The following is a 24,386-nucleotide window of genomic DNA, read 5'->3' as shown; positions in this document are numbered from 1 at the left end:
CACATGACAGACGCTCAACCACCTCTGGAACCAGCACGCCAGCCGATCCTCGATCGGCTGGCCTTCGAGAAGGTCACGGCCGCCCATCGCCGCGAGCTCAAGCTGCATTGTTATCGCATGATGGGTTCGCTGCACGAGGCCGACGACCTCGTCCAGGACACGTTGCTTCGCGCCTGGCGCGCAAGATCGGAGTTCGACGGGCGAGGTTCGGTTCGCGGTTGGCTCTACATGATCGCGACCAACGCTTGCCTCAACGCCATCAAGGCGAGGTCGAGGGCGCGTCGCATTCTCCGGGAACCCGGACGGCAGCCCTCGCACGGGGCGGCCATAGGCGGGCCCGTAGCCGACATCGCCTGGCTGGAGCCCTACCCCGACGCCGAGCTTCCAGACATTGCCGGCAGCGAGCCAGGTCCGGAAGCCCGTTACGAGAGCCGCGAGGCCGTCCAGCTCGCCTTCGTCGCGGCGATCCAGGATCTGCCGCCCAGGCAGCGCGCCGCGCTGCTGCTTGCCGACGTCCTCGGATGGTCGGCTGTCGAGACGGCGCGTTTGCTGGGCGGATCGACGGCTTCGATCAACAGCGCGTTGCAGCGGGCCCGCGTAACGCTGGCGGCGCGCTATCCTCAGGGACGGCCGGCCAGCCGATCACGGCCCAGCCGCGAAGAAGGCCTGCTGCTCGAACGCTACATGCAGGCCTGGCAGGCCGCCAATCTCGACAGCTTGATCGAGCTGCTGCGTGAGGACGCCATCTACACCATGCCGCCTTGGCGTGAATGGTATCAAGGCCGCGAAGCGATCCGCGGTTTCTTCGAGACCGTCTGGCCGAGGTTTGGCGGCTTTCGCACGCTGGCCACCCGGGCCAATGCCCAGCCGGCGGTCGGGGTTTATTCCCGCAGCCACGATGGCCCTGAATGGCGGGCCCATTCCCTGCATGTGTTCGACGCAGCCGAGGGCGGGATCGCTTCCTTGACGATCTTCATAGGGCCGCTCGGGCCATCTCTGTTCCCGGCCTTCGGCCTGCCACCAGCCTAGCTTACCCCTGGGCCAGCCTTATCGGTCAAGTTCCGGGAAATATGGGTCCGAGAAAAACCTTCGGTCGCGCTCGCCTTGCAGGCAGTCGATCGGTGCGTCGATGCGGATCGTCCTCGGATCCACCTTGGGATACTCGATGCCGCTGACCTCGAGGATCAGTTTGCGGCGAGTGGCGGTGGCGAATTCGGAAGCAGCATAGATCGGCAGCACGAACGAGCCCGGCCCGCCGGTAACGCATTCGGCATAATACCGGTCGAGATGGCTGAAGGTGGGTGACGGGCTGATCAGGATCGGCAGCCCGTTGATGACGATGCCCTTCGCCAGCGCCGCATCGCGTGCCGTTGTGACCGGCAAGCCGGTGTTGTTTGGGCCGTCCCCCGAGACGTCGATGACGCGGCGTTTGCCGGTGAAGGCCGTGCCGTTGAAAAGCTCGGCGCCGAAAGCCACAGCACCGGAAATCGAGGTGCCGCGAAAGCTCCTGAACGGGCGGGCCGCGATCTTGTCGGCGAAAGCGTTGGCGCTCTCCTTGCTGTCGACGACCTGCCAGGCAATGACCGCATCGTCGCGGATGGTGCCGGCCCATTCGAAATAGGCGATGGCGATGCGGCCGAAGGTGCCGGCACGCACGGCGTTGATGAAGTCGGGGTGGCGCAGCGCCGCGACATAGCCGGCGCGCTGCAGGGCAAACTCCCTTTCATCCATTGACTGCGAGATGTCGACGGCCAGCACCAGCTCGACATCGACGGCAATTGCATTGGCCGGTGCGGCCGCAGGTGCCGCCGGGGTGCAGGCAAGGCAGGCGAGCAGGGCGAGAGCGTCAAGCATGGCTGATCGGAACGTTCCCATCTGAAACGATCGCGACAGTTTTTCGCCGCGATCGCGGCGAAATAAAGCTTGCCTTCTATTTCTTTCGGCCAGCCGAAACGATAACCGGCGGCGGTTCGATGGCACCTGCCCTGATACGGGCCGGCTTGAGTGGCGGTTGGCCGGCATCCTTGACGATGGTCAACGCCCGCCGGAAGAAGCGGGCATTGTGCTGGCCGCGGCCGATATTGAGGATCGCGGCGTCGGGAAGGCGCTTCTCCAGCATCGACAGCACTTGCCTCAGCGTTGGGCCGTCGAACGCGTCCAGCGCCTCGTCGATGATCACCCATTTCGGCCGTCGCAAGGCCAGCCTGGCAAAGGCCAGCAGACGCTGCTCGTCGTCGCTGAGCTCACGCTCCCAGCGCGCCGAGCGATCGAGCGAGGACGACAGGCGTTGCAGCCCGACATCGGCCAGCACCTCCGAGATCTCGGCANATCTCGGCATCGCTCGCCTCCGCCGCGCCGTCTGAATGGTTGAGCACCTCGCGCAGCTTGCCGAGCGGAAAATAGGGGGTACGCGGAACAAAGATCGGCGCTTCTCCGGCCGGCATGCCGATCCGTCCGCTGCCCCATGGCCACAGACCGGCAATGGCCCGGAAGAACAGCGTCTTGCCGGCGCCCGGATCTCCGGTGATCATGACCCGGTCGCCGGCGCGGATTTCGACATGCGGCTCGGCAAGCTTGGTGCATCCCTCCGGCGAGGCGATCTCGAGTTTCTCGAATGTCAGGCTGCCGTCCGGGTTTTCGCCGAACGAAATGCGCCTTTCCGTATGGTGCAGCGCGTCGGTGTCGGCAAGCGCGATGCGGAAGTCGGCGACCCGCATCAGCGTAGCGCGCCAATCGGCGATGCCGCCGATATTGTTGATGAACCAGCGCAGCGACGAATGGACCTGGTTGAAAGCGCCGACTGCCATCATCAAGCCGCCAAAGCTGATATCGCCGGCGAAATAGACCGGTGAGGCGACCAGGATCGGCGCGACGACAGTGATCCAGCCATAGGTGTCGGTAACCCAAGAAAGATTGATCTGGGCGCTGTAGATGCGCCGCATGGCGCCCAGCACCATGCCGAGATCGAATTCGAGCCGGCGCCTGGCATCGGCCTCGCCATGCGCCAGCGCGATGGCATCGACATTCTCGTTGACGCGAACCACCGAGGAGCGCAGCTCCGCCTCACGCGTATAACGATCGTTGTTGAAGCGGATCAACGGTCGCCCGACCAGCCAGCTCAACCAGGAGGCGGTGCCGGCATAAAGGATCGCCGCCCAGACCATGTAGCCGGGTATGGCCAGCGAATGGCCGCCTATGTGGAAGACGAAGCCGGAAGACAGCGACCACAGGACCCCAACGAACGAGGCAAGCAGGATGCAGGACTGCAGCAGGCCGATGCCAAGACCGGTGGAAAGATCGGAGNAGGACCCCAACGAACGAGGCAAGCAGGATGCAGGACTGCAGCAGGCCGATGCCAAGACCGGTGGAAAGATCGGAGAGATGCCCGGCATCCTGCTGCAGGCGCTGGTCGGGATTGACGCCGATGGCGCCGGCATGGGTCAGCCGGAAGGCACGCGCCGGCCGCATCCATTCGTCGATCAGGTCGAGCGTCAGCGCCTCGCGCAGCTTCAGGCGGAGCATCTGGTCGAGCCAGGTCTGGCCGACATTGAGCACCACAAGCCCGCCGGCGATGCCGGCAAAGACCAGAAGCTGATGCAGGAAAGCCGGCATGTCGCGCCGCGCAAGCGCGTCGTAGAAAGGCTGGTTCCAGCGATTGAGCAGAACCTGCCCGATCGAGCTCGCCACGATGACGGCGACGATGCCGATCGCTGCCCAAAGCAATTGTTTTCGCACCGGCGAGGTGGTCAGCGCTATCTTGATTGTTGCCAGCTGCTCACGCAGGCTGCTGGCTTCGATCGACGTGGCAAGCTTCTGGGCGCTGGCCTCGACATCCGGAAGATCAGCCATGAGTGGATCCTTGCATTCGGAAGCGATGCTGAAACCCGGTCATAGAATCGACCGCGTATGCCTTCAATCGGGTAGCCAACCCGTCCGCGACAGACAATGCATGTCGCGCAAAAGTGTGCAGCGGTTTTGCGATAACGACATGCATGAAACAACAACCTAAAGCGCGTCGTACGAGGCCGGTCTAATGCGACGCGCTTTTGGTGAGAAAAAGCCTGCGTCGGATCACGAACGCGTCATCCTGGCGGTGTCGGACGTCCGGCCCGCGACAGCCCGGCCAAGCGTCGGCGCGCCATGCGGCGAGAGAACCGGCACGAAGACGCGGCGGGACGCGCGCTGGGCAACCGGCACGCCTTGATAGAGCCGCTTCTGCGCCTCGACGACGATAACGCCAGAAAAGATTGGCCAGAAGCGCCGGCCGGCGCGTTCCAGCACATTATGGAACTGCATCATGAAACGTCGCGGCGACGGCGGGAAGAACAGCGCATCGGACCACGCCGCCGGCGTGAAATTCGCTTCGCGCAGCAATTCGGTCAGCTGGCCGCGCGAGAACGGCCGGCCATTGCCGAAAGGCGTATGCTCGAAGCGTGCCCAGACGCCGCGCCGGTTGGGCACGACGATGACGACACGGCCGGCCGGCGACAGCACCCGCCAGATCTCGTTCAGCGTCTCGCGTGGGTTCTCGACATGTTCGAGCGAATGGACGAGCAGCATGCGGTCGATGCAGGAATCAACCAGCGGCAGTTCCTCGTCGAAGACCAGGGCGGTCGCCGTCGGCCCGGTCGCCGGCCAGACCACCGCGCCCTGCGTTGCCGGCATGAAGGCAAAGACGCGCTCGGCATCGCTGCCGAAGCGCTCCAGCCACGGCAAGGTGTAGCCGAGGCCGACCAGCCGCTCGTTGGGCACGACGGCCCATATCGAGGACAGCGCCATGGTGATCGAGCGTTCGGCCAGGCGGCCGAGCGTGGTCGAATAAAACGAACGGAGATCGACAATGTCTGAATGCATGCGCGGAACGGTAGCTTCGAAGCAGTCCAAGTTCAACAAAGGCAGATGACATCGGCTGGCAGGCGCCCTATGTCTGCGGCAATAAAGGGAGAGATGCGATGCCGGTCGAGATCGAACAATTCATGTGCCGCAGCGACAATTTCGGCGTGCTGGTGCATGACCCGAAAAGCGGCCAGACGGCGCTCATCGATGCGCCCGAGGAGGCGCCCATCCTGGCGGCGATCAAGCGCACCGGCTGGACCCCGACGATGATCCTGACCACTCACCACCATCTCGACCATGTCGAGGCCAATCTGGCGCTGAAGGAGCGTTTCAAGCTGCGCATTGTCGGGCCGGAAGCCGAAAAGGCGAAGATTCCCGGCATCGACGAAACCGTCGAGCAAGGCTCGGTCGTCCATCTCGGCGACGAGCGGATCGAGGTCATCGCCACGCCCGGCCATACCGCCGGCCATGTCACCTATCATCTGCCGGCGTCGAAAGTGGCATTCGCCGCCGACACGCTGTTTGCGCTCGGCTGCGGGCGGCTGCTCGAATGCAAGCCGCCGGTGATGTACGAATCCCTGAAGAAGCTCGCGGCGCTGCCGGCCGAAACGGTCGTCTATTGCGGCCATGAGTATACGCTGGCCAATTCCCGTTTCGCGCTCACCGTCGACCCGACCAATTCGGCGCTGAAAGAGCGCGCCGCCAAGGTCGAGGCGCTGCGCGCCGACGGCAAACCGACGCTGCCGACGACGATCGGCGAGGAACTGTCGACCAATCCGTTCCTGCGCTGGCACGATCCGGCGATCCGCAGGCATCTCGGCCTCGAGAACGCCTCCGACGCCGAAGTGTTCGCCGAGATCCGCAAGCGCAAGGACAATTTCTGAGCGGCGCCAGGAGCTAGGGTCATGACCAGTTCCGCCGAAATCATCGCCCTGCTCGGCCTGAAGCCGCATCCGGAAGGCGGCTGGTATGCCGAGACCTTTCGCGACGGCGCGGCAGGCGCCCGCGGCCATTCGACGGCGATCTATTTCCTCCTCGAGAAGGACCAATTGTCGGCCTGGCATCGGGTCAAGGACGCGGCCGAGGTCTGGCACTTCTATGACGGCGCGCCGCTGGCGCTGTCGATACATCGAGAAGGCGGCCCCGTCATCGAGGAGATCCTCGGTACGGCGCTTGCCGCGGGCGAGCGGCCGCAGATCGTCGTACCGGCAGGCTGGTGGCAGTCGGCGCGCAGCCTCGGCGAATGGACGCTGGTCGGCTGCACCGTGGCGCCGGGTTTCGATTTCTCCGCCTTCGAACTCGCCGAACCAGGCTGGCTGCCGGGCACGCCCTAGTGATGAAGTTTTGACGCTTGGTACCCAACGACAACAGACGCTCAGGGTGGGAAAGAGACGGTCCGGTTTGTTCAAGATTTTCAAGAAAGCTGACACAGGACGATGATCTTGGCTGTCGCGAAAGTCATTGGCGGAATGCCGAGTTTTGCGTCCGAATTTTGCGACGGAATTTTCCCTGACGTTTCCGTGTCGGCGATCTGGTCACAAAATTTAGGAATAATGTGACATCTCAGGACGCGCTAGAGTCCTCTGGTTCTTCTTTCACAGCGTCGGCAAACTTGCGCATAAGCCGCACAAGTTCGTCGATGTCGTGTGCGTCCCAGTTTTCGAAGATGGCGCGAGCGTTTCTCTCTCGTGCAGCGTCAATCTTGTCGGTCGTCGCCTTGCCCTTGGGCGTGACGACAGCCTCATTCACACGGCGGTCTGTCTCGCTCTGCCGGCGCACGGCCAAGCCAAGGCTTTCGAGTTTTGCCACCTGGCGGCTGACGGTGGTGTAATCGCGGCCAGCCCGGTCAGCGAGGTCCACTATCCCGATCGGCCCAAGCCGCTCTATCCCGACCAGCAGGGGAAACAGTGCGCGGTCGAGCGCAATTCCGGCCTCCTTTACCATCTGCTCATCGCGCTGAGGCCGGTTCATAAGGCTGGCAATCTCGATCAGCGCTCCGTGGAGTTCGCGAATCTGACGACTTTCGATATGTGTATTTTTCACCTTTTTCATTGACGGCACTCCAACTCTCCTATTATGTGCATTTTACACACAAGGAGATCGACATGACAAATGGTTTTGCGGCAGATGTGCTCATCTGCGGCGCAGGAGCGGCTGGCCTGACGCTGGGGATCGAGCTTGCACGGCGCGGGATGTCTTTCCGGCTGATCGAGAAGATGAGGGGCCCCTTCCGTGGCTCGCGCGGCAAGGGTATCCAGCCCAGAACACAGGAGATTTTCGAAGACCTCGGCATTCTCGACAAGGTCGTTGCCGCAGGCGGCGTCTATCCGCCGTTGCGCGTGTATAGCGATGACGGCAGCTATACCGAAAAGGACACCGGCGAGCGTCCCGATCCGACGCCGGCGGAGCCTTACCATATCGCGCTGATGATCCCGCAATTCCTCACCGAACGGATCATGCGAGAGCGGCTAGCCGAACTAGGCCATAGGGTCGAGTACGGATGTGAGTTGGTTGGGTTCGAGCAAGGCGAGAACGGTGTCATGGCACGTCTTGCGGGGCCGAATGGCGAGCAAACCGTTCGCGCAGGCTATCTTGTCGGGGCGGACGGCGGGCGTAGCTTCGTGCGGGGCACGCTCGGCTTGGATTTCCCCGGCAAGACGCTGGGCGTGCGTGCGATCGTGGCGGCTGTGCTGTTGACCGGGCTAGACCGCGATGCGTGGCACCAGTTCAACGACGGTGACATGGAGCGAATGGTCGCGATTTGCCCGCTCGCCGGAACCGATCTCTTCCAAATTCAGGCACCCATTCCGTTAGACGGCGAAGTGGACCTCTCGGTAGAAGGACTGGGCCGCTTGATTACTGAGCGGACAGGCCGCGCCGATGTGCAGGTGGATTCGGTCGCCTGGGCGTCGGCCTACATGATGAACGCCCGGCTTGCCGATCGCTACCGGGTTGATCGCGTCTTCCTCGTTGGCGATGCGGCGCATATCCATCCGCCAACGGGCGGCCAAGGCCTGAACACCAGCGTGCAGGATGCCTATAACCTGGGCTGGAAACTCGCCGCCGTGCTCGGCGGTGCGGATGATTGCCTGCTCGACACCTATGAGGAGGAGCGGCGTCCCGTTGCGGAATCGGTTCTCGGCCTTTCGACCCGGCTGCTCGACGCCCAGAAACAGGGTGGAATGCGCCGCGGCCGCGAGGTGCGCCAGCTCGATATCGGCTATCCGGACTCGCCGCTCTCCAGGGAGCTGGCCGAACGCAGCAGCGGCCTGCGTGCGGGGGACCGCGCGCCGGATGCCCCAGTCAGGGGCGCGGCGGGCCAACCATCGCGACTGTTCCAACTGCTCCAAGGGCCGCATTGGACGCTGCTCGTCCGTGAAGCCGGGAGAGAGACGGTTGGGCCACGCCAGGGGCTGCATGTCCACTACATCGGCCCGCAAGGCGATATCATCGATGCCTGGGGACACCTTCGCGATGCTTATGCACTGGCACCGGGCGAGTGTGTGCTGATCCGGCCGGACGGGTATGTCGGTGCGATCACGATTCTTGATGCAGACCGAACCGCGAAGCTCGAAATCTATTTGGGCTGCATGGGTGTAGTCCAACCCGAAGAAGAATCGAAATGAGCGTCGAGAGGTGTTCGAAGAATGAGGCTGGCGCGTCGGATGGCGCGTCGGATCTTCCGCCGCTTGCAGGCCGGCATCACCTGAATATCGACATACCTAGCCCAGCAGCAAACCCAGCGTAATCGCCAGCTGGCCGACGTAATACAGCGCCCAGACCGCATGGCGCACCCAAATGCGGTGTGGCGAGATGGCGGGCAGCAGGAACTTTTCCGCGGCGTGCAGCCCGTCGGACAGCATGAGCAGGACGACGCCGCCGACGACCCCGACGCTGTTCAGGGTGAGCGCCGCAATGCCCATGGCAAGCAGTGCCGCGGCATGCACACCGATCGGCAAACGCAAGGCCGGGCCGATGCGGCGCCGGAGCGCGAAAAGCATGGCCAGCACCGACACGATCATCGCCAGCACGATCGCTGCCCGCCACGGCTCGGCCGAAAGCAGCCCGAGGCCGCCGCCGGCACGCAGGAACAGCACGACGTAAAGCACGTGCGCGGCAAGAAAACTGGCCGTGCCGCCAAGAAATGCCTTCTCGCCGTCGCGCGACAGGAAGGCGTCGCCGATGGCACTGACGCCCAGCGCGGCGACGAGCAGCCATGGGCCGCCCTGCTGCGCGACCAGCACCGCCAGCATCGCCACCGCCAATGTCCTTGCCGCCGACCGCGAAAGGCGCGGCGGCATGCCGAGGCTGAACGCGTAAATCACCGCCGCCGCCAGCGAAAATACCAGCGTCGCATTGGCATTGGCATCGATGCCACCGGGAAACGGCATCAAGCGTTTGCCTCGCTTGTAGCCCTCTTGCGCAGGAACAGCGATTTCGCCGCCAGTGCCGCGCCGCCGGTGATCAGCACGCAGGCGGCGAGGATGCGCCATGACGGCTCGGCGAAGCCGGCTGATATCAGCACCAGGGTGGACAGCAGCGGCGCGGCATAGCTCGCCGCCCCCAGCACCTGGATGTTGCCGCGCTTGACGCCGATGTCCCAGGCATAGAACGCCGCCCCCACCGGCATCAGACCGAGGCCGAGCACGGCCAGCCACTGGCCGGCGCCGGCGGGCAGCACCGTCTGTTCAAGCAACAGATGGCAGACCAGCGAAAGCGCCGCGGTGGCGGCGCAGAACCAGGTGACGATGCTGGTCGGCACCGACGGGAAGCGCCGCGACAACAGCGAATAGGACGACCACAGCACCGCGCAGACGCCGGCCATGGCGTAGCCGAAGGCATAACGCGCGTCGAAGGCAAGCCCGCCGCCCTTGGTGACGATCAGGACCGTGCCGGCAAGGCCGAGCAGCGCGCCGGCGACGTGGTTCCAGGCCAGCCGCTCGCCAGGCATCAGCGCCGATCCGAGCACGATCAGCAGCGGCCACAGATAGGCGATCAGGCTGGCCTCGACGGCCGGCGCATTGCGCAGCGCGGTGAAGTAGAAGAAGTGGTAGCCGAACAGGCCGGCAATGCCGATCACCCAGACCTGGCGCGGTATCTTCGCGGCGCCGCCGGCTGCCGGCATGAACAGCCGGGCAACCAGCCCGACGCAAGTGCCGATCGTGAAGGTGATTGCGGAAAGCAGGAACGGCGGAACGGCGCCCGAAGCATCCGTAAGCAGCGCCAGCAGCGCCCACATGGCGACCGCGGAGAAGCCGATCAGTGTTGCGCGCGCCATATCCGTCGCCCCCGTGCCCCGTTGGCGGCGCACCATCACGCCTATTCGTTCGCTTCGAACCGCTCCGCGCTGATCGTCAACGGGCCGATTTGCGTGCTGACCGTGGCGCGGATCGGCGCATATACGCCGCTTTGGCCGACCGGTGCAAACGTCACCATGATGCGGCTGCGTTTCTTCAGGTAGTTCAGCGCCTTGCGGTTCTTGCGGTAGCCGGCCACCGGCTCGAAGCCCAGCCTGCAGGTGACCGTATCGCCCTCGTAGCCGGTCACCGAGATCGACCCTTTGGACTCGTAGGTCAGTTTGAGATCGGCACGCATTTCGCCGTCATAGAGCTTCACCGTGCGCCCGCAGACCTGGTCGAGGCTGTCGGCATGGATGACGGTCGCGGCCATCGGATCGAGGACCGATACGAGATGGCTGCCGACCAGCGGTATCCAATTCTCAGGATTGCGCTTCTTCGGCTCAGGCACGACCTTGGTCGAGGTGACGACGCCGTTGGCAAACTGGATGTCGATCATCGATGCCTTCTTGCCGGACGTGTAGTCGGCGTGGAACGCTTGCGGCTGCAACTGCTTGCCCGAAATCTTGCCCTTCGACGAGATCGTGCCTCGCGTATCGTCGAACAAAGTGGCGAGCCCGGCGGCGGAAACGCTGCCCTCGATCGAATAGGTGTCACCCTCGTAATGGCTGGAGAATTTCGCCTTGGCCACGGAGAGGCCGAGGAACGACACCGAATATTCGCCCGTGAAGGATTGCGGCTCAGCGGCCGAAACCGTCGTCGAAAGCGCGACGGCCATCAGCACGACCAGGGCATGGAGGAAAGAACGAGGCATGGCGGGTCCTTGATTGTCGACCGGACGGGCGGCTCCGGTCTGGCATGTCCCTGTGCGACCGCTTATAGGCTGAATTCCGGCCTTAATGTGAAAGGCGCCGTCGGCAGGCAACGTTGGGGCTGGTCGACGGCCAAAATAAAAAACCCGCCTCGGCGGGCGGGTCGTTGGAGCCAATTAGCACCATACCGAAATTAGTAGCATAGCTGCCGGCACAAAGCAAGAACAAATGTGGCGCCCTCGACGAATCTGCCGATCTGCCTCGGCCCGGCAGAGGGAAAGGGTTGCGGGGGGAAAGGTGGCTCGGCGAAGCCGAGACGGAGAGGGGGAACCGCGCTCTACGAAAAGGCCCCTCTCCGGCCGCTTCGCGGCCACCTCTCCCCCGCTTCGCGGTGGGCGAGGAACCTAGGTCTTGAGAGATCTGCGGGACAGCAACATCTCCTCCTGAGGGGGCGATCAGCAGCTTCACCGACGACACCTACTCCGAAAGTGCGATTCCCCATCCCCGAAGCAACCCCAAGCTTGACGCATCGGCGAAATGCAACTATGGAACGCCAACTTTTTCCATAAGGCCGCCTGACCGAAACCGCGCGCCACCCGGCGCGGGTCGAATGTTTGGCCAGGACCGAGAACCGAAGGTTAGAACCATGTCCCGCACCTGCGAACTCACTGCCAAGGCAGTCATGTCCGGCAACAATGTGAGCCACGCCAACAACAAAACCAAGCGTCGCTTCCTGCCCAATCTCGTCAATGTGACGCTGATCTCGGAAGCGCTGAACCAGAATGTGCGCCTGCGCATTTCGGCCAACGCGCTGCGTTCGGTCGAGCATCGCGGCGGCCTCGATGCCTTCCTGGCCAAGGCCGATGCCAAGGAATTGTCGCAGCGCGCCCGCCTGTTGAAGAAGCAGATCGCCAAGAAGCTCGCCGAACAGCCGGCCGCCTGAGTTTTTCGGCGGCGGCCGCCTTCCAGGGCGCGACCGGGTTGCGGATCGCGTTCCGCTGGTTCCATTACCCAGGATAAAAAAATGATTTTCCTCTCGCGGTACCTGCCCTTCGTGGCGGCCATGGCGCTCGTCGTCGTGGCCTCGAACATCCTCGTGCAGTTCCCGATGCAGGGTGCAATCGGCGGGTTGTCGCTGGCCGACATCCTGACCTGGGGCGCCTTCACCTATCCGTTCTCCTTCCTGGTCACCGATCTCGCCAATCGCCGTTATGGGCCGGCGGTGGCGCGCAGGATCGTCTTTGTCGGCTTCATGACAGCGGTGGTCTGCTCGATCGTCATCCCACCGCTGCTGTTTCGCCACGGCCTGATCGAATTCGAGACCGCCGCCGACCGGCTGGTGCGTATTGCCGCGGCGTCGGGTGCGGCCTTTCTCACCGCGCAGTTGCTCGACGTCACCGTGTTCAACCGGCTGCGCCGGCAGAGCTGGTGGCGCGCGCCGATCGTCGGCACCCTGGTCGGCTCCGTCTTCGATACGGTGGTGTTTTTCACCGTCGCCTTCGCGGCGGCGTTCGCCTTCGCCGGGCCCAATGACGGCTTTGCGCTGGAAACCGCGCCGCTGATGGGCGTGCTGCCGGTCGAGACGATGCGCTGGATTTCCTGGGCGCTCGGCGATCTCGGCGTCAAGCTGGTCATAGCGGTGGTGGCGCTGATCCCCTACCGGCTGCTTGCCGCCCGCTGGAGCCAGCCGGCACTGGCGGCATAGAGCGTGATCCCGAAAAGTGGGAACCGGTTTTCGGACAAGATCATGCTCAAAGACTATCGAGCATGATCCCCTGGCTTCAACTGGACTCGGCAAAAACGCCTGACGGCGGACAGGAACTCCGCCTGAAACGGCGCGGCGGCGAATTCTCGATCATGCTTGGCGCGAACGAGCTGATGAACAGCCGGCTCAGCGGTTCCGAAGAAGCGCTGGCGAAACTGTCCTGTCAAAGGATTGCCGGCCGCCGGACCCCAAACATCCTGATCGGCGGCCTCGGCATGGGCTTTACGCTGCGCGCGGCGCTGGCCGAGCTCGGCGACGATGCGCAGGTCGCCGTTGCCGAACTGGTGCCGGCCATCGTGATTTGGGCGCGCGGCCCGATGGCCGAGCTGTTCGGCGGCTGCCTTGATGACCGGCGCGTCAGCATTCGTGAGGCCGATGTCGGTCAGCTCATCCGATCGCAAGCTTCGGCCTGGGACGCGATCCTGCTCGATGTCGACAACGGCCCCGAGGGCATCGTCTACAAGGCCAACGATGCGCTCTACAGCGCAGCCGGCCTGATCAGCGCGAGAGCAGCTCTCAAGCCCGGCGGTGTGCTGGCGGTCTGGTCGCAGGGCCCTGACGCAGGTTTCACCCGAAGGCTCAAGCAGGCCGGCTTCACGGTCGAGGAGGTCAAGGTGCGGGCTCACGGCAAGCGCGGCGCCCGTCACATCGTCTGGCTCGCGAGCAAGGGGCAATAGGCCACCTCGCAATCCGGGCGGGCCTTGTGGACGCCGCCCGGTACGCCGACGAACCTCTACTTCGCCTTCTGAAGCTCGGCGGCGAGCGCCTGCAGCAGCCCGCGTGTGCCCTCCTCGCGCCCTTGCGCTGAATCGACGCCATCGAAGAACGCACCCTGTTCGGTATAGGTCAGGCGGGTGCCCTCGCCGGAAGGTGCAAGCTCGACCGTGGTGAGCGACGCCGACAGCGGCTGCGCCCCGACCGCCATCCGGTATGAAAATACGATGCGCCGGTCAGGGACGATGTCCTGGAACTGCGCATCGAGCCTGATCTCCGGGCCGCCCTGGTAGCTGAACCGCGAAACCTCGCCGCCGCCGACACGGAAATCGAAGGTGAATTCGGCGATGGTGAAGCCGTCGCCTTCGACGCGCCAGCGCCGCACCGTCACCTTGTCGGCAAAGGCGAGGAAGACGCGTTCGGGCGATTGCGGATAGGTCCGCTCGATCGTGAAGGTCGAATGGATGACGGAGTGCTCGTCGTTAACAGGGGCAATCTGGTTCATTTCTTTTCGTCCTTTTCCTGCTCGTGGATTGTTGCGTTCGATTGGTCAGTCTCCGCCAGGATCTGGCCGAGACGGTCGAGCTGGCGTTCGGCCGGCGTACGGCGCGCGGCGATCCAGTCGGCAAGCGGGGCTAGCCCGCCGGGCTCGATCCGGCAGGTGCGCACGCGCCCGATCTTTTCGCTGCGGATCAGCCCGCACGCTTCAAGCACCTGGAGGTGCTGGAGCACGGCGGCGAAGGTCATGCCGAACGGCTCCGCCAACTGGCTGACGGTGGCCGGCCCGCGGCTCAGCCTTTCCAGGATTGCCCGGCGCGTCGGCTCGGCAAGAGCCCGCAGGATGCTGTCGATCTCGGAATACTTAAGCATGGACTTGAGTATTTCGCCGATGACACGAATTGTCAAGTCACAACTAAAGTATTTTTGCAGATGGTGAAAGCCGGCTGGAAAACCCGCGACGCGGGTCATTGCCAGAGAAAATCGCCAGGGGAAATTGCAAGGGAAATTGCCAGCGCTGCAAAACGGCGCGGAAACGCCAGCGATGCTGTCAGCCAACAGGCCGGTCGCGCGTCAATCCTCGTGCAGCACAAATTCCAGGTAAAGATTGCGCTGCAGGATCGAGTGGTTGTCGTCGGACATCAGCGACACGATCAGCGCGCCATCGTCGCGGGTCCAGACGTCGAGCGCTTCCATGTTGTCGATCTGGTAGCCCATGTCGGCTTCGAGCAGCACCGGCCCGTCGGCGACGGCGCCCTTCTCGACGCTTTCGCCATAGATGCGCCGCAGCCGCATCTTGACGCCGCCGGCCATCGAAAAACTGCGCTCAAGAAGCAACAGGTCGCCATCCGGCAGGAAGGCGCCGTCGGTGATGTCGAAATCGCCATTGCGCTTGATGGTGAAGACGCCCTTGCGCGGCCCTTCGATGATCGCGGCAAAGATGTTGCCGGTCTTGTCGAGGCTCTTTTCCGACACCACGACCAGCCCGCCCGCGTGCTGCCCGTAAGGATGGGCGCGGGTGACGGTCTCGAAGCCGCGATTGCGGCGAAGTTCCCAGGCCGGAATCAGGAAGTCCAATTGCCTGAACGGCGCCTTCATGTCGTCCGGATCGATGTTGAACTCTGCGATACGGTGATCGCGCTCGAAACCGACCGTGGCAATGCCGTCCTTGACCGCGAGGCCTTCGGCATCGACCGCCCATTTCTCGTCGATCGGCTGGCCGGCCGCATCGATCATCTGCTGCATGCTAAAATTCTGGATGCCGGAAGGCCGCTTGTCGGCATCGTGAACGAGGGTGCCGAAGAACCAGAAACCGGTGTCGGCAACGCCGATGAAATCGCTGCCGGGCTTGAGGAACCGAAGCGCCGACAGCGCGCCGAAATCGCGCGTCGGCGAGGTCATTTCGAGCCCGCCGACGAATTCGAGCGGCCCGAACTGTTTTTCGTCATTGCCGATGCGAAACTGGGTTATGGGCCGGGCCGAGATTTCGGCCGGCTCGACCGAGGCCGGCCCGGCAGCGACAGCCGGCGCCAAAGTGATGCCGAACAACGCAATGGCGGCCAAAAGCTTCTGCCAAAAGCCGCCGCGGGAAAAAATCATCCGGCGCGCCGCATGCCGCCGCGCCGCGTATCGCGCACGGTTTCCTCGGCGAACAGCGAGGCCAGCTGCTCGGTCATGGCGCCGGCCAGTTCTTCGGCATCGACGATGGTGACGGCGCGGCGATAGTAGCGGGTGACGTCGTGGCCGATGCCGATGGCCAAAAGCTCGACCGGCGAGCGCGTCTCGATGAGCTCGATGATGGCGCGCAGATGCCGCTCGAGATAATTGCCCGGATTGACCGACAGCGTCGAATCGTCGACCGGCGCGCCGTCCGAGATCATCATCAGGATCTTACGCTGCTCCGGCCGCGCGATCAGCCGGTTGTGCGCCCACAGCAGCGCCTCGCCGTCGATGTTTTCCTTGAGCAGTCCCTCGCGCATCATCAGGCCGAGATTGCGGCGCGCCCGCCGCCACGGATGGTCGGCGGATTTGTATATGATGTGGCGCAGATCGTTGAGCCGGCCGGGGTTCGGCGGCTTGCCTTCCTTCAGCCATTTCTCGCGCGCCTGCCCGCCCTTCCAGGCGCGGGTGGTGAAGCCGAGGATTTCGACCGAGACGCCGCAGCGTTCCAGCGTGCGCGCCAGGATGTCGGCGCAGGTGGCGGCGACTGTGATCGGCCGGCCGCGCATCGAACCCGAATTGTCGAGCACCAGCGACACCACCGTGTCGCGGAATTTGGTATCGCGCTCCTGCTTGAAGGACAAAGGCTGCATCGGGTCGATGACGACGCGCACCAGCCGTGCCGGATCGAGATAGCCTTCTTCGAGGTCGAAATCCCAGGAGCGGTTCTGCTGCGCCATCAGGCGGCGCTGCAGCCGGTTGGCCAGCCGCCCGACGACGCCGGAAAGGTTGGCGAGCTGCTTGTCGAGGAAGGCGCGCAGCCGGTCGAGCTCCTCCTCCTCGCACAGTTCCTCCGCACCTACGGTCTCGTCGAAGGCCGTGGTGAAGACCCTGTAGTCGATCTCTTTCGGCAGATTGGTGAAGGGATTGTCGTTGCGGCGCGCCTCGCCGGGCGTCTCCGCATCGGCGTCGTCATCGTCGGAGAGATCCTCGGCGGTGGCGTCGGAGGCCTCTGTCTCGGCCGATTGCTCGTCGTCCGACGATGCCTCTGTATCCTCGGACTGCGACTGCTCGGAGCCCGAATCGTCTTCGCCGCCCTCCTCGCTCTGCTCCTCGCCTTGCGGCTGGTTTTCGTCGTTGTCCTCCGAGTCTTCCGTCTCCTGGTCATCGCCGAGCTCCTCGGCCATTTCCATGGAGGCGAGCATCTCGCGCACCACGCGGGCGAACGCCTGCTGGTCGTCGAGCTTTGCCGACAGCCCGTCGAGATCGGCACTGGCCTTTTCCTCGACCCAAGGGCGCCAGAGATCGACCAGCCGTTCGCCGCTCTTCGGCACAGTGCGGCCGGTCAGCTTTTCGCGCACCATCAGCGCCAGCGCCTCCTCGATCGGCGCGTCGGCCTTGTCCTTGACGTCGATGAGGTTGGCCCTGGCGTATTTGTCCTCCAGCATCGAGCCGATATTGTCGGCGACGCCCTGCATGGCGCGGCTGCCGATCGCCTCCACCCGGGCCTGCTCGACCGCGTCATAGATGGCGCGGGCCTGCTTGCCTTCCGGTGCCAGCCTGGTGTGGATGCGCGCATCGTGGCAGGCGCGCTTCAGCGCCATGGAATCGCCGAGCCCGCGGGTGATGGCGATGTCGGCCTTTGATGCCTTCTTCGGCAATTCGGGCAGCCGGGCGCGGCTGCCGGCCAGCGCCGGCCGGTCCTTGGCGAAGCCGACCTCGAGATCCTTGTCGCCGGCAATGGCGCGCATGCAGACGGTGACGGCGCGCTTGAAGCTGTCATTCTCAGCGCCGGTCTTGGATTTGTTTCGCGTGTTGTCGCCCGGACCCGCCATCGAGACTCTGCTTAGCCCAGCACCACATTGGCAGCCGATTCCGGCAGATCTTCGCCGAAGGCGCGCTGATAGAATTCGGCGACCAGCGAGCGTTCCAGCTCGTCGCATTTGTTGAGGAAGGTCAGCCGGAACGCCATGCCGATATTGCCGAAGATTTCGGCATTCTCGGCCCAGGTGATAACCGTGCGCGGGCTCATAACCGTCGACAAATCGCCGTTGATGAAGGCCGAGCGCGTCATGTCGGCGACGCGCACCATCTTGTTGACGATCTCCTTGCCCTTGCCATCGCGGTAGTGCTTGGCCTTGGCCAGCACGATGTTCACTTCATTGTCGTGCGGCAGGTAGTTCAGCGTGGTGACGATCGACCAGCGGTCCATCTGCGCCTGGTTGATCTGCTGGGTGCCGTGGTAGAGGCCGGTGGTGTCGCCCAGCCCAACCGTGTTGGCGGTCGAAAACAGCCGGAAGGCCGGGTGCGGGCGGATGACCCGGCTCTGGTCGAGCAGCGTCAGCCGGCCCGACGATTCCAGCACGCGCTGGATGACGAACATCACGTCCGGACGGCCGGCATCGTACTCGTCGAAGCACAGTGCGACATTGTGCTGGTAGGCCCAGGGCAGGATGCCGTCGCGGAATTCGGTGATCTGCAGCCCGTCCTTGACCACGATGGCGTCCTTGCCGACGAGGTCGATACGGCTGACATGGCTATCGAGATTNCTGCAGCCCGTCCTTGACCACGATGGCGTCCTTGCCGACGAGGTCGATACGGCTGACATGGCTATCGAGATTGACACGCACGCAGGGCCAGTTGAGGCGGGCGGCGACCTGTTCGATATGCGTCGACTTGCCGGTGCCGTGGTAACCGGACACCATGACCCGGCGATTGTAGGCAAAGCCGGCGAGGATCGCCATGGTCGTGTTCTTGTCGAACAGGTAGTCCGGATCGATGTCGGGGACATGCTCGCTCGTCACCGCATAGGCCGGCACCACCATCTTGGAGTCGAAGCCGAATGTCTCCTTCACCGACACCGTGGTGTCGGGCAGGTTGGCGATGTCGCGATCGACCTTGTTCATCTCTATCAACGTCTCCACAAGCGAAACGCCGCGTTTCGCCGGCAATCGATTTTGTTCGGGGGCGGTCTTAGAGCCTTTTCCAACCTTATGAAAGTTGGAAAGCGACACGAACCGTATGGTCGCTCAGCACAAACCTGCCTGCTTGAGCACGCGATACGCCTGGAGCACATCGCGGAACCGGTCTTCCGAACCTCTGTCGCCGCCATTCGCATCCGGGTGGTGGCGTTTCACAAGTTCCTTATAGCGCGCCTTGATATCCTTGCCAGTTGCCTTTGTATCAAGGCCAAGCGTTTCCAGTGCCTTGGCCTCAAGCGGCTTGGCCTTGCGCTCGCGTGCTTCGCGCGGGTCTTTCGGGCCTTTGAACAGGTCGAACGGATCGCGCATGCGATTGTAGTAGCCGGCGCGACCGGAGCGCGCCTGGGCAAAGTCCGGCGAGGAGCGGGTCGAGGCGCCGTTGACGCCCATTTTCCAGGTCGGCCGATGGCCGGTCATGGCTTCCTTCTGGAAGCGGGCGATCTCGGTGTCGGGAACGCCCGAGAAATAATTGAAGCCTTTGTTGTACTCGCGCACATGGTCGAAGCAGAACTGGAAATACTCGCCTTCCTTCATCCGTCCGACCGGGGCACGGTGGGTACCGGCCTCCTTGCAGCCATCCCACTGGCAGATCGGCGAACGCGACTTCAGCTCCGCGTCCTTCTCCGGGCGGATGCGAATCTTCTCGAAATATTTTGGGTACGGCTTCATCTCACCCATTTATGGGCTGTTCGCTGATGCGAAACAAGAATTGACATTTTCGCGATGATCGCCCTAACCGCTGAATCGCGGCATAAAACCGGCGAATTGCGAATTTTGTGCGATGACATAGATGTGGTGAAGGGAAGCGGCGATGTCCATACAGGCAACGATGGAAGGTAAGCTGAAAAAGGCGTTTTCGCCGGAACGGCTGGACGTCATCAACGAAAGCCATCTCCATGCCGGGCATCATCATGTGGATTCCGGCCATCACGCCACCTTCGACGGCACTGGCGAGACGCATTTCCGCGTCCGCATCGTCGCCCCCGCCTTTGCCGGCATGAGCCGCGTCGAACGTCACCGCGCAGTCAACGATCTGCTGGCCGAGGAGTTGAAATCCGGCGTCCACGCCCTGGCAATCGAGCCGGTGGCGCCCGGTGAAAAGACCCGCTGGTAAATTTCAGCCGAGGCTCGCCCTCAGGAAGGCCATCACCGCTGCGGTCAATGCATCGCCTTCGGTGCCGAAGTCGCGATTGATCGACATGTGCGAATAGTCGCTGCCGTCGAACAGCGTGACCTTGGTTCCGGTGGCGCGCAGACGCTCGGCGAAGGCCTGCGCGTCCGCCGCGCGGGCTTTCGCGCGCGAATGGGCGATGAAGGTCGGCGGGTGCTTGCGGCCTTCCACATAGGTGACAGGCGACAGCGCGCGCCACTGCGCCGGATCGGGAAAGGCGCGGGCATAGACCCCTGCCATGCCGCCGCTTCTGGCCAGCGCCTCCAGATCGTAGGCCCTGGTGTCGTCGAGAACCAGCGCCGCGACGCCGGGCAGGCCGCCGCGCAGCCCGGTCAATGCGACGAGATGGCAGCCGGCCGAATGGCCCATGGCGACGATCCGGTCCGGATCGCCGCCATGCCTGGCGATGTTGGCGCGGACGTAACGATAGGCCAGTTCGACATCTGCCGCCTGGGTGGCGACGTCGGCTTCAGGCAGCATCCGGTAGTCGATCGAGACGAAGCCGAAGCCATTGTCGAGCAGGAAACCAGGCTTGGAATTGACATTGTTGCGGTTGCCGACCCGCCAGGCGCCGCCATGGACGAAGAAGACGACCGGCAGGCCGCTTGCGCCATCGCGGGAATAGATGTCGAGCTTGGCCGGCCCATAGTCGAAGGTTTCGGGCGACGGCGAACGCAGCCGCAATGCCGCCGCCTGTCCCGGCAGCAGCGCCGCCATCGACGCCAGAAGCAGGCTTCGCCGATCGATCGTCATCAACTCCTGACTGCCCACGGCTGCCACAAGGTGCGCACTGTCATTCTCCAAGCATCGCCGGCTTGATCCTCAGCCGCGCGATACGGTTCTTGTCGCGCTTCATGACGACGAAGCGCTTGCCGTGAAACGTAAAGGCCTGCTTTTCGTCCGGGATCGACTGCGCCTCGTGGATGACAAGGCCGGCGATGGTGGTGGCTTCCTCGTCCGGCAGGTTCCAGTCGAGCGCCCGGTTAAGGTCGCGGATCGGCACCGTGCCGTCGACGACGACGGAGCCGTCGGCCTCCTGCTTGACGCCCTGGATGTCGATGTCGTGCTCGTCGGCGATCTCGCCGACGATCTCCTCGATGATGTCTTCCAGCGTCACCAGCCCTTCGACCTCGCCATATTCGTCGACGACGATGGCGAAATGCGCCTTGCGGCGCAGGAAGGCATTGAGCTGCTCCTGAAGCGTCGTGGTGTCGGGCACGAACCACGGTTTCGACGCGATCTTCATCACGTCGATCCTGGAAAAATCGTTGCCGACCTCGTTCAGCGCGCGCAGCAGATCCTTCGCGTGCAGCACGCCGACAATGTTGTCGAGCGAACCCTTCCACAACGGCATGCGGGTGTGCGGGCTCTGCAGGATCTCGCGAACCACCGCTTCGGGCGGGTCGTCGGCGTTGACGGAGCGCATATTCGTGCGGTGGACCATGACGTCCGACACTTCGAGCTCCTCGAGGTCGAACAGGCCGCCGATGCGGGCGCGGTCCTCGCGCACCACCTGGCCGTCGCGGCGGAAATCGTCGACGGCGCCGCGCAGTTCCTCGCGCGCAGAGCGCTGCGGCTCGATGCGTTGCAGCTCGTAGCCGAAGGCGGCGAGCAGGCGCCGGCGCAAGACGAAGCCCAGCAGGCCGAGGCCGGCGAGCACGGCAGCCGCGATCCAGCCGGCCTGGCTCATCCCGGGCGGCTTTCCTGCCGACCCGGATGGTTCTCCCGGAGGAACGCCAGCACTTCCGAGGCCGGCACATCCCGGGCGATAAAGGCCTGGCCGATGCCGCGCGTCAGGATGAAGGTCAGCGCGCCGCGCGACACCTTCTTGTCCTGGGTGATGAAGGAGAACAGCGTCTCGGCATCGGGCAGTTCGCCGGGAATGTCGGCCATGCGCCAGGGCAGACCGACGGCGCGAAGATGCGCCTCGACACGCGCCGCGTCGTCGGGGCTCGCCAAATTGAGCCTTGACGAAAAGCGGTGCGCCAGCGCCATGCCGATGGCGACGCCCTCGCCATGCACGAGCCTTGCGCCGTCATAGCCGGTCGCCGCCTCCAGCGCATGACCTAAGGTGTGGCCGAGATTGAGCAACGCGCGGTCGCCGGTCTCGAACTCGTCGCGGGCAACGACGTCGGCCTTGGCACGACAGGCCTCGGCGATGGCCGCAGCCCGCTCCGGCCCGCCGGCAAACACTTGACGCCAGTTTTCTTCCAGCCAGGCGAAAAACTCGGGCCGGTCGATCAGCCCGTATTTGGCCAGTTCGGCATAGCCGGCGCGAAACTCGCGGATTGGCAGCGTGTCGAGCACTTCGGTGTCGGCCAGCACCAGCCTAGGCTGGTGGAATACCCCGACCAGGTTCTTGCCGCGCTTGCTGTTGATGCCGGTCTTGCCGCCGACGGAGGAATCGACCTGCGCCAGCAGCGAGGTCGGAACCTGCACGAAGTTCATGCCGCGCCGCGCGATGCCGGCGGCAAAGCCGGCGAGGTCGCCGACGACGCCGCCGCCGAGCGCGATGACGACGTCGCCGCGCTCCAGCTTGGCGGCCAGCACGCCGTCGACCACCTCTTCGAGATGCGCAAAGCTCTTGGTCTTTTCGCCTGGCGGCAACGTGATGACGGCATGTTGGATGCCACCGCTTGCCAGGCCGGCCGCAAGCGTCGCGAGATGCGCGGCCGCGACGTTTTCGTCGGTGACGACCGCCGCCCGCGTCCCCGGCAGACGGCGCGAAATCTCGGCGCCGGCGCGTGACAGCAGGCCGGGACCGATCAAAATATTGTAGGCACGCTCGCCAAGCCCGACTTCGACAGAGACCGTTGCATCAGCGCTCACGACCGCACCTCGTCAATATCGGCAACGCCGAGATGGCCGCGCAGCGCGTCCACCACTTCGGCGGCAATGATCTCCTTGCGGTCGTCGCGGGTCGGCACGACGACGTCGGCCGCGGCATAAACCGGGTAGCGTTCCGCCATCAGCCGTTCCAGCACGGCGCGTGGATCGGCGCTTTTCAGCAGCGGCCGGTTCTGTTTCTTGGAAACGCGCTCCATCAACAGGTCGATCTCGGCTTTCAGCCAAACCGACACGCCATGGCTGGCGATCGCCTCGCGCGTCTGCGCGTTCATGAAGGCGCCGCCGCCGGTCGACAGCACCTGCGGCCCGTGCTCCAGCACACGCAGGATGACGCGCTGCTCCAGTGCTCGGAACTCCGCCTCGCCATAGCGCTCGAACAGGTCCGGGACGCTCATGCGCGAAACAGTTTCGATCTCCTGGTCGCTGTCGATGAAGGGCAGTGCCAGCATCACCGCCACCTTGCGGCCGATCGCCGTCTTGCCGGCGCCCATCAGCCCGACGAAGACGATGGAACGGCCGCCCAGCCGGCCGAGCAGCGCGGCATGGCTCTCGCCCGGAGGATTTGCTGGTAGCGCGTTCATGCTTCTAGGGCCTCTTTGGCGGCGTATCGACATCAAAAGCCTGTTTGCGTCAAGCGCGGCGCAACCGGGACTATGGGCTTCACCCTTGAATTGGCCGGATTGGCGTCTCATAAGGGCACAGGGTTGGAAATGCAGAATAAGACGACGGGCGAAAATTAATGCCAACACTGTTTCGCTTTGTCGTGACGCTCGCGATTCTGGCCGGCATTGTCTATGGCGCGATGTTCGCCCTGGTCATGTTCGTCGAGCCGAGGAAGGCGGAAATGAGCGTGCGTATCCCTCCGGAAAAGCTCAATCCCAAAAAATGAACAGCGCCGCCCGCATCGAAGCCTTCCTGGAGATGATGAGCGCCGAGCGCGGCGCGGCCGAAAACACGCTTTCCTCCTATCGCCGCGACCTCGAAGACGCTTCCGTCGGGATCGGCGGTGGGCTTGCCGCTGCCACCAGCGCCGACATCCGTACCTATCTCGACGACATCGCCGCGCGCGGCTTTGCCGCCACCTCGCAGGCGCGCAAATTGTCGGCGATCCGGCAGTTCTTCAAGTTCCTCTACGCCGAAGGCCTGCGGGGTGACGATCCGACCGGCACGCTGGACAGTCCGAGGAAAGGCCGGCCGCTGCCTAAGACGATGAGCGAGGCCGATACCGGCCGGCTGCTCGACCGCGCGGCGCAGGAGGCGGTGGACCCCTCCATGCATGACGGCGACAGGCTGGCGGCGCTGCGCCTGCACGCGCTGGTCGAGGTGCTCTACGCCACCGGCTTGCGCGTTTCGGAGCTGGTCGGCCTTCCCGTGACGGTGGCACAGCGCGACGACCGCTTCTTCATGGTGCGAGGCAAGGGCAACAAGGAGCGCATGGTGCCGCTGTCGGCCAAGGCGCGCACCGCGATGCGGACATGGCTTGCCGCACGGGGGGCGGTGCCGGCTCTTGCCGACAGCCCGTTCCTGTTTCCGGCTGCCTCCGACAGCGGCTATCTCTCGAGACAGGTCTTTGCCCGCGAGCTGAAAGAGCTTGGCGCTCGGGCCGGCATTGCCACGGCGAAGATATCGCCGCATGTGCTGCGCCATGCTTTCGCCAGCCATCTGCTGCAGAACGGCGCTGATCTCAGGGCCGTGCAGCAGTTGCTTGGCCATGCCGATATTTCAACGACGCAGATCTACACGCATGTGCTGGAGGAGCGGCTGGTGCGTCTGGTCAACGATCATCATCCGCTTGCCGACTAGGCG

The 24,386-nt window shown here is 64.1% G+C and carries 25 protein-coding genes and 2 pseudogenes; 10 read left to right on the top strand and 17 right to left on the bottom strand.

What is annotated here, in order from left to right:
* Positions 1–3: 3 nt before the first annotated feature.
* Positions 4–1,029, top strand: a complete 1,026-nt coding sequence (locus tag X773_RS59830; protein WP_023677906.1) for an RNA polymerase subunit sigma-70 — start codon at positions 4–6, stop codon at positions 1,027–1,029.
* Between the two features lie 18 nt (positions 1,030–1,047).
* On the opposite strand, the gene X773_RS59825 is transcribed toward X773_RS59830, so the two are convergent.
* The 3 genes and pseudogenes from X773_RS59825 to X773_RS59815 form a co-directional block, all read right to left on the bottom strand.
* Positions 1,048–1,854: a DUF1194 domain-containing protein gene (locus tag X773_RS59825; protein WP_023677905.1), complete on the bottom strand. Its 807-nt coding sequence runs from the start codon at positions 1,852–1,854 to the stop codon at positions 1,048–1,050.
* A 76-nt stretch (positions 1,855–1,930) separates the two neighbouring features.
* Positions 1,931–3,849 (bottom strand): annotated as a pseudogene (locus X773_RS59820) (ABC transporter ATP-binding protein/permease).
* A 222-nt stretch (positions 3,850–4,071) separates the two neighbouring features.
* Complete coding sequence (locus X773_RS59815; protein WP_023677904.1) at positions 4,072–4,854, bottom strand: methyltransferase domain-containing protein; 783 nt, start codon at positions 4,852–4,854, stop codon at positions 4,072–4,074.
* Between the two features lie 98 nt (positions 4,855–4,952).
* Between X773_RS59815 and gloB the strand changes: the two genes are divergently transcribed.
* Both gloB and X773_RS59805 read left to right on the top strand, forming a co-directional pair.
* A complete protein-coding gene (gene gloB, locus X773_RS59810; protein WP_023677903.1) occupies positions 4,953–5,720 on the top strand; it encodes a hydroxyacylglutathione hydrolase in 768 nt (255 codons plus the stop codon).
* A 21-nt stretch (positions 5,721–5,741) separates the two neighbouring features.
* A complete protein-coding gene (locus X773_RS59805) occupies positions 5,742–6,170 on the top strand; it encodes a cupin domain-containing protein (RefSeq protein WP_023677902.1) in 429 nt (142 codons plus the stop codon).
* Between the two features lie 229 nt (positions 6,171–6,399).
* Here X773_RS59805 and X773_RS59800 read toward each other — a convergent pair whose 3' ends face one another.
* Complete coding sequence (locus X773_RS59800) at positions 6,400–6,897, bottom strand: MarR family winged helix-turn-helix transcriptional regulator (protein ID WP_023677901.1); 498 nt, start codon at positions 6,895–6,897, stop codon at positions 6,400–6,402.
* 44 nt (positions 6,898–6,941) lie between these two features.
* Here X773_RS59800 and X773_RS59795 point away from each other — a divergent pair, with 44 nt between their 5' ends.
* Positions 6,942–8,462 carry an FAD-dependent oxidoreductase gene (locus X773_RS59795; RefSeq protein ID WP_023677900.1) on the top strand — a complete coding sequence of 507 codons (1,521 nt, stop codon included), beginning with the start codon at positions 6,942–6,944 and terminating at the stop codon, positions 8,460–8,462.
* Between the two features lie 96 nt (positions 8,463–8,558).
* Here the strand turns inward: X773_RS59795 and X773_RS59790 are convergent, their stop codons facing one another.
* The 3 genes from X773_RS59790 to X773_RS59780 are packed head-to-tail and all read right to left on the bottom strand — an operon-like array spanning position 8,559 to position 10,947.
* Positions 8,559–9,227, bottom strand: a complete 669-nt coding sequence (locus X773_RS59790; protein WP_023677899.1) for a lysoplasmalogenase family protein — start codon at positions 9,225–9,227, stop codon at positions 8,559–8,561.
* On the bottom strand, positions 9,227–10,114 hold the full coding sequence (locus X773_RS59785; RefSeq protein ID WP_023677898.1) for an EamA family transporter: 888 nt from the start codon (positions 10,112–10,114) through the stop codon (positions 9,227–9,229). The genes X773_RS59790 and X773_RS59785 overlap by 1 nt, the downstream gene beginning before the upstream one ends.
* A gap of 41 nt (positions 10,115–10,155) precedes the next feature.
* Positions 10,156–10,947, bottom strand: a complete 792-nt coding sequence (locus X773_RS59780) for a DUF3108 domain-containing protein (protein ID WP_023677897.1) — start codon at positions 10,945–10,947, stop codon at positions 10,156–10,158.
* 644 nt (positions 10,948–11,591) lie between these two features.
* Between X773_RS59780 and rpmB the strand changes: the two genes are divergently transcribed.
* The 3 genes from rpmB to X773_RS59765 all read left to right on the top strand — a co-directional run bounded on the left by rpmB (position 11,592) and on the right by X773_RS59765 (position 13,387).
* Positions 11,592–11,888 carry a 50S ribosomal protein L28 gene (rpmB, locus tag X773_RS59775; protein ID WP_006328411.1) on the top strand — a complete coding sequence of 99 codons (297 nt, stop codon included), beginning with the start codon at positions 11,592–11,594 and terminating at the stop codon, positions 11,886–11,888.
* Positions 11,889–11,969: 81 nt separating this feature from the next.
* Positions 11,970–12,650 carry a queuosine precursor transporter gene (locus X773_RS59770; RefSeq protein ID WP_023677896.1) on the top strand — a complete coding sequence of 227 codons (681 nt, stop codon included), beginning with the start codon at positions 11,970–11,972 and terminating at the stop codon, positions 12,648–12,650.
* A 62-nt stretch (positions 12,651–12,712) separates the two neighbouring features.
* Entirely contained in the window at positions 12,713–13,387 is a 675-nt protein-coding gene (locus X773_RS59765) for a spermidine synthase (RefSeq protein ID WP_023677895.1), read from the top strand.
* A 56-nt stretch (positions 13,388–13,443) separates the two neighbouring features.
* Here X773_RS59765 and X773_RS59760 read toward each other — a convergent pair whose 3' ends face one another.
* The 6 genes and pseudogenes from X773_RS59760 to X773_RS59735 all read right to left on the bottom strand — a co-directional run bounded on the left by X773_RS59760 (position 13,444) and on the right by X773_RS59735 (position 19,240).
* Positions 13,444–13,929 carry an SRPBCC family protein gene (locus X773_RS59760; RefSeq protein WP_023677894.1) on the bottom strand — a complete coding sequence of 162 codons (486 nt, stop codon included), beginning with the start codon at positions 13,927–13,929 and terminating at the stop codon, positions 13,444–13,446.
* The gene (locus tag X773_RS59755; protein WP_023677893.1) at positions 13,926–14,294 is read right to left on the bottom strand and encodes a metalloregulator ArsR/SmtB family transcription factor; all 369 of its coding nucleotides are present in this window, start codon (positions 14,292–14,294) and stop codon (positions 13,926–13,928) included. The genes X773_RS59760 and X773_RS59755 overlap by 4 nt, the downstream gene beginning before the upstream one ends.
* Positions 14,295–14,495: 201 nt before the next feature.
* Positions 14,496–15,521, bottom strand: a complete 1,026-nt coding sequence (locus X773_RS59750) for an esterase-like activity of phytase family protein (protein ID WP_023677892.1) — start codon at positions 15,519–15,521, stop codon at positions 14,496–14,498.
* Positions 15,518–17,416 (bottom strand): cobaltochelatase subunit CobT, encoded by a 1,899-nt coding sequence (gene cobT, locus X773_RS59745; protein WP_023677891.1) that lies wholly within the window; start codon positions 17,414–17,416, stop codon positions 15,518–15,520. The genes X773_RS59750 and cobT overlap by 4 nt, the downstream gene beginning before the upstream one ends.
* Before the next feature lie 11 nt (positions 17,417–17,427).
* Positions 17,428–18,487: pseudogene (locus tag X773_RS59740) on the bottom strand (AAA family ATPase).
* Between the two features lie 123 nt (positions 18,488–18,610).
* Complete coding sequence (locus X773_RS59735; protein WP_036238769.1) at positions 18,611–19,240, bottom strand: J domain-containing protein; 630 nt, start codon at positions 19,238–19,240, stop codon at positions 18,611–18,613.
* A gap of 133 nt (positions 19,241–19,373) precedes the next feature.
* Between X773_RS59735 and X773_RS59730 the strand changes: the two genes are divergently transcribed.
* Positions 19,374–19,676: a BolA family protein gene (locus tag X773_RS59730; protein WP_023677889.1), complete on the top strand. Its 303-nt coding sequence runs from the start codon at positions 19,374–19,376 to the stop codon at positions 19,674–19,676.
* A gap of 3 nt (positions 19,677–19,679) precedes the next feature.
* Here the strand turns inward: X773_RS59730 and X773_RS59725 are convergent, their stop codons facing one another.
* Genes X773_RS59725 through X773_RS59710 form a run of 4 tightly spaced genes read right to left on the bottom strand, consistent with a single transcriptional unit; the run spans position 19,680 to position 23,161 of the window.
* The gene (locus tag X773_RS59725) at positions 19,680–20,486 is read right to left on the bottom strand and encodes an alpha/beta hydrolase (RefSeq protein ID WP_023677888.1); all 807 of its coding nucleotides are present in this window, start codon (positions 20,484–20,486) and stop codon (positions 19,680–19,682) included.
* Positions 20,487–20,526: 40 nt separating this feature from the next.
* Complete coding sequence (locus X773_RS59720) at positions 20,527–21,423, bottom strand: HlyC/CorC family transporter (RefSeq protein ID WP_023677887.1); 897 nt, start codon at positions 21,421–21,423, stop codon at positions 20,527–20,529.
* Positions 21,420–22,562, bottom strand: coding sequence for a 3-dehydroquinate synthase (gene aroB, locus X773_RS59715; RefSeq protein WP_023677886.1), 1,143 nt, complete (start codon positions 22,560–22,562; stop codon positions 21,420–21,422). The genes X773_RS59720 and aroB overlap by 4 nt, the downstream gene beginning before the upstream one ends.
* A complete protein-coding gene (locus X773_RS59710) occupies positions 22,559–23,161 on the bottom strand; it encodes a shikimate kinase (protein WP_023677885.1) in 603 nt (200 codons plus the stop codon). Before X773_RS59710 ends, aroB begins: the two co-directional genes overlap by 4 nt.
* 158 nt (positions 23,162–23,319) lie before the next feature.
* Between X773_RS59710 and X773_RS59705 the strand changes: the two genes are divergently transcribed.
* Entirely contained in the window at positions 23,320–23,469 is a 150-nt protein-coding gene (locus X773_RS59705; protein ID WP_023677884.1) for a hypothetical protein, read from the top strand.
* Positions 23,466–24,383 (top strand): site-specific tyrosine recombinase XerD, encoded by a 918-nt coding sequence (locus tag X773_RS59700; RefSeq protein ID WP_023677883.1) that lies wholly within the window; start codon positions 23,466–23,468, stop codon positions 24,381–24,383. The genes X773_RS59705 and X773_RS59700 overlap by 4 nt, the downstream gene beginning before the upstream one ends.
* Positions 24,384–24,386 lie beyond the last annotated feature (3 nt).

The organism is Mesorhizobium sp. LSJC280B00 (genome assembly GCF_000502835.1).
Lineage (GTDB): Bacteria > Pseudomonadota > Alphaproteobacteria > Rhizobiales > Rhizobiaceae > Mesorhizobium.
Note: the sequence above shows the minus strand (reverse complement) of the source record. Positions and strands in the feature narration are given on the sequence as shown.

Excerpts from the sequence above, each read along its gene's own strand:
- X773_RS59795 (WP_023677900.1), top strand. The coding sequence starts at position 6,942 with ATGACAAATGGTTTTGCGGCAGATGTGCTCATCTGCGGCGCAGGAGCG.
- X773_RS59750 (WP_023677892.1), bottom strand. The coding sequence starts at position 15,521 with ATGATTTTTTCCCGCGGCGGCTTTTGGCAGAAGCTTTTGGCCGCCATT.
- X773_RS59770 (WP_023677896.1), top strand. The coding sequence starts at position 11,970 with ATGATTTTCCTCTCGCGGTACCTGCCCTTCGTGGCGGCCATGGCGCTC.
- cobT (WP_023677891.1), bottom strand. The coding sequence starts at position 17,416 with ATGGCGGGTCCGGGCGACAACACGCGAAACAAATCCAAGACCGGCGCT.
- gloB (WP_023677903.1), top strand. The coding sequence starts at position 4,953 with ATGCCGGTCGAGATCGAACAATTCATGTGCCGCAGCGACAATTTCGGC.
- X773_RS59790 (WP_023677899.1), bottom strand. The coding sequence starts at position 9,227 with ATGCCGTTTCCCGGTGGCATCGATGCCAATGCCAATGCGACGCTGGTA.
- X773_RS59710 (WP_023677885.1), bottom strand. The coding sequence starts at position 23,161 with ATGAACGCGCTACCAGCAAATCCTCCGGGCGAGAGCCATGCCGCGCTG.
- X773_RS59780 (WP_023677897.1), bottom strand. The coding sequence starts at position 10,947 with ATGCCTCGTTCTTTCCTCCATGCCCTGGTCGTGCTGATGGCCGTCGCG.
- X773_RS59700 (WP_023677883.1), top strand. The coding sequence starts at position 23,466 with ATGAACAGCGCCGCCCGCATCGAAGCCTTCCTGGAGATGATGAGCGCC.
- X773_RS59705 (WP_023677884.1), top strand. The coding sequence starts at position 23,320 with ATGCCAACACTGTTTCGCTTTGTCGTGACGCTCGCGATTCTGGCCGGC.
- X773_RS59760 (WP_023677894.1), bottom strand. The coding sequence starts at position 13,929 with ATGAACCAGATTGCCCCTGTTAACGACGAGCACTCCGTCATCCATTCG.
- X773_RS59735 (WP_036238769.1), bottom strand. The coding sequence starts at position 19,240 with ATGGGTGAGATGAAGCCGTACCCAAAATATTTCGAGAAGATTCGCATC.
- X773_RS59830 (WP_023677906.1), top strand. The coding sequence starts at position 4 with ATGACAGACGCTCAACCACCTCTGGAACCAGCACGCCAGCCGATCCTC.
- X773_RS59805 (WP_023677902.1), top strand. The coding sequence starts at position 5,742 with ATGACCAGTTCCGCCGAAATCATCGCCCTGCTCGGCCTGAAGCCGCAT.
- X773_RS59730 (WP_023677889.1), top strand. The coding sequence starts at position 19,374 with ATGTCCATACAGGCAACGATGGAAGGTAAGCTGAAAAAGGCGTTTTCG.
- X773_RS59785 (WP_023677898.1), bottom strand. The coding sequence starts at position 10,114 with ATGGCGCGCGCAACACTGATCGGCTTCTCCGCGGTCGCCATGTGGGCG.
- X773_RS59815 (WP_023677904.1), bottom strand. The coding sequence starts at position 4,854 with ATGCATTCAGACATTGTCGATCTCCGTTCGTTTTATTCGACCACGCTC.
- rpmB (WP_006328411.1), top strand. The coding sequence starts at position 11,592 with ATGTCCCGCACCTGCGAACTCACTGCCAAGGCAGTCATGTCCGGCAAC.
- X773_RS59755 (WP_023677893.1), bottom strand. The coding sequence starts at position 14,294 with ATGCTTAAGTATTCCGAGATCGACAGCATCCTGCGGGCTCTTGCCGAG.
- X773_RS59765 (WP_023677895.1), top strand. The coding sequence starts at position 12,713 with ATGATCCCCTGGCTTCAACTGGACTCGGCAAAAACGCCTGACGGCGGA.
- X773_RS59825 (WP_023677905.1), bottom strand. The coding sequence starts at position 1,854 with ATGCTTGACGCTCTCGCCCTGCTCGCCTGCCTTGCCTGCACCCCGGCG.
- X773_RS59725 (WP_023677888.1), bottom strand. The coding sequence starts at position 20,486 with ATGACGATCGATCGGCGAAGCCTGCTTCTGGCGTCGATGGCGGCGCTG.
- X773_RS59720 (WP_023677887.1), bottom strand. The coding sequence starts at position 21,423 with ATGAGCCAGGCCGGCTGGATCGCGGCTGCCGTGCTCGCCGGCCTCGGC.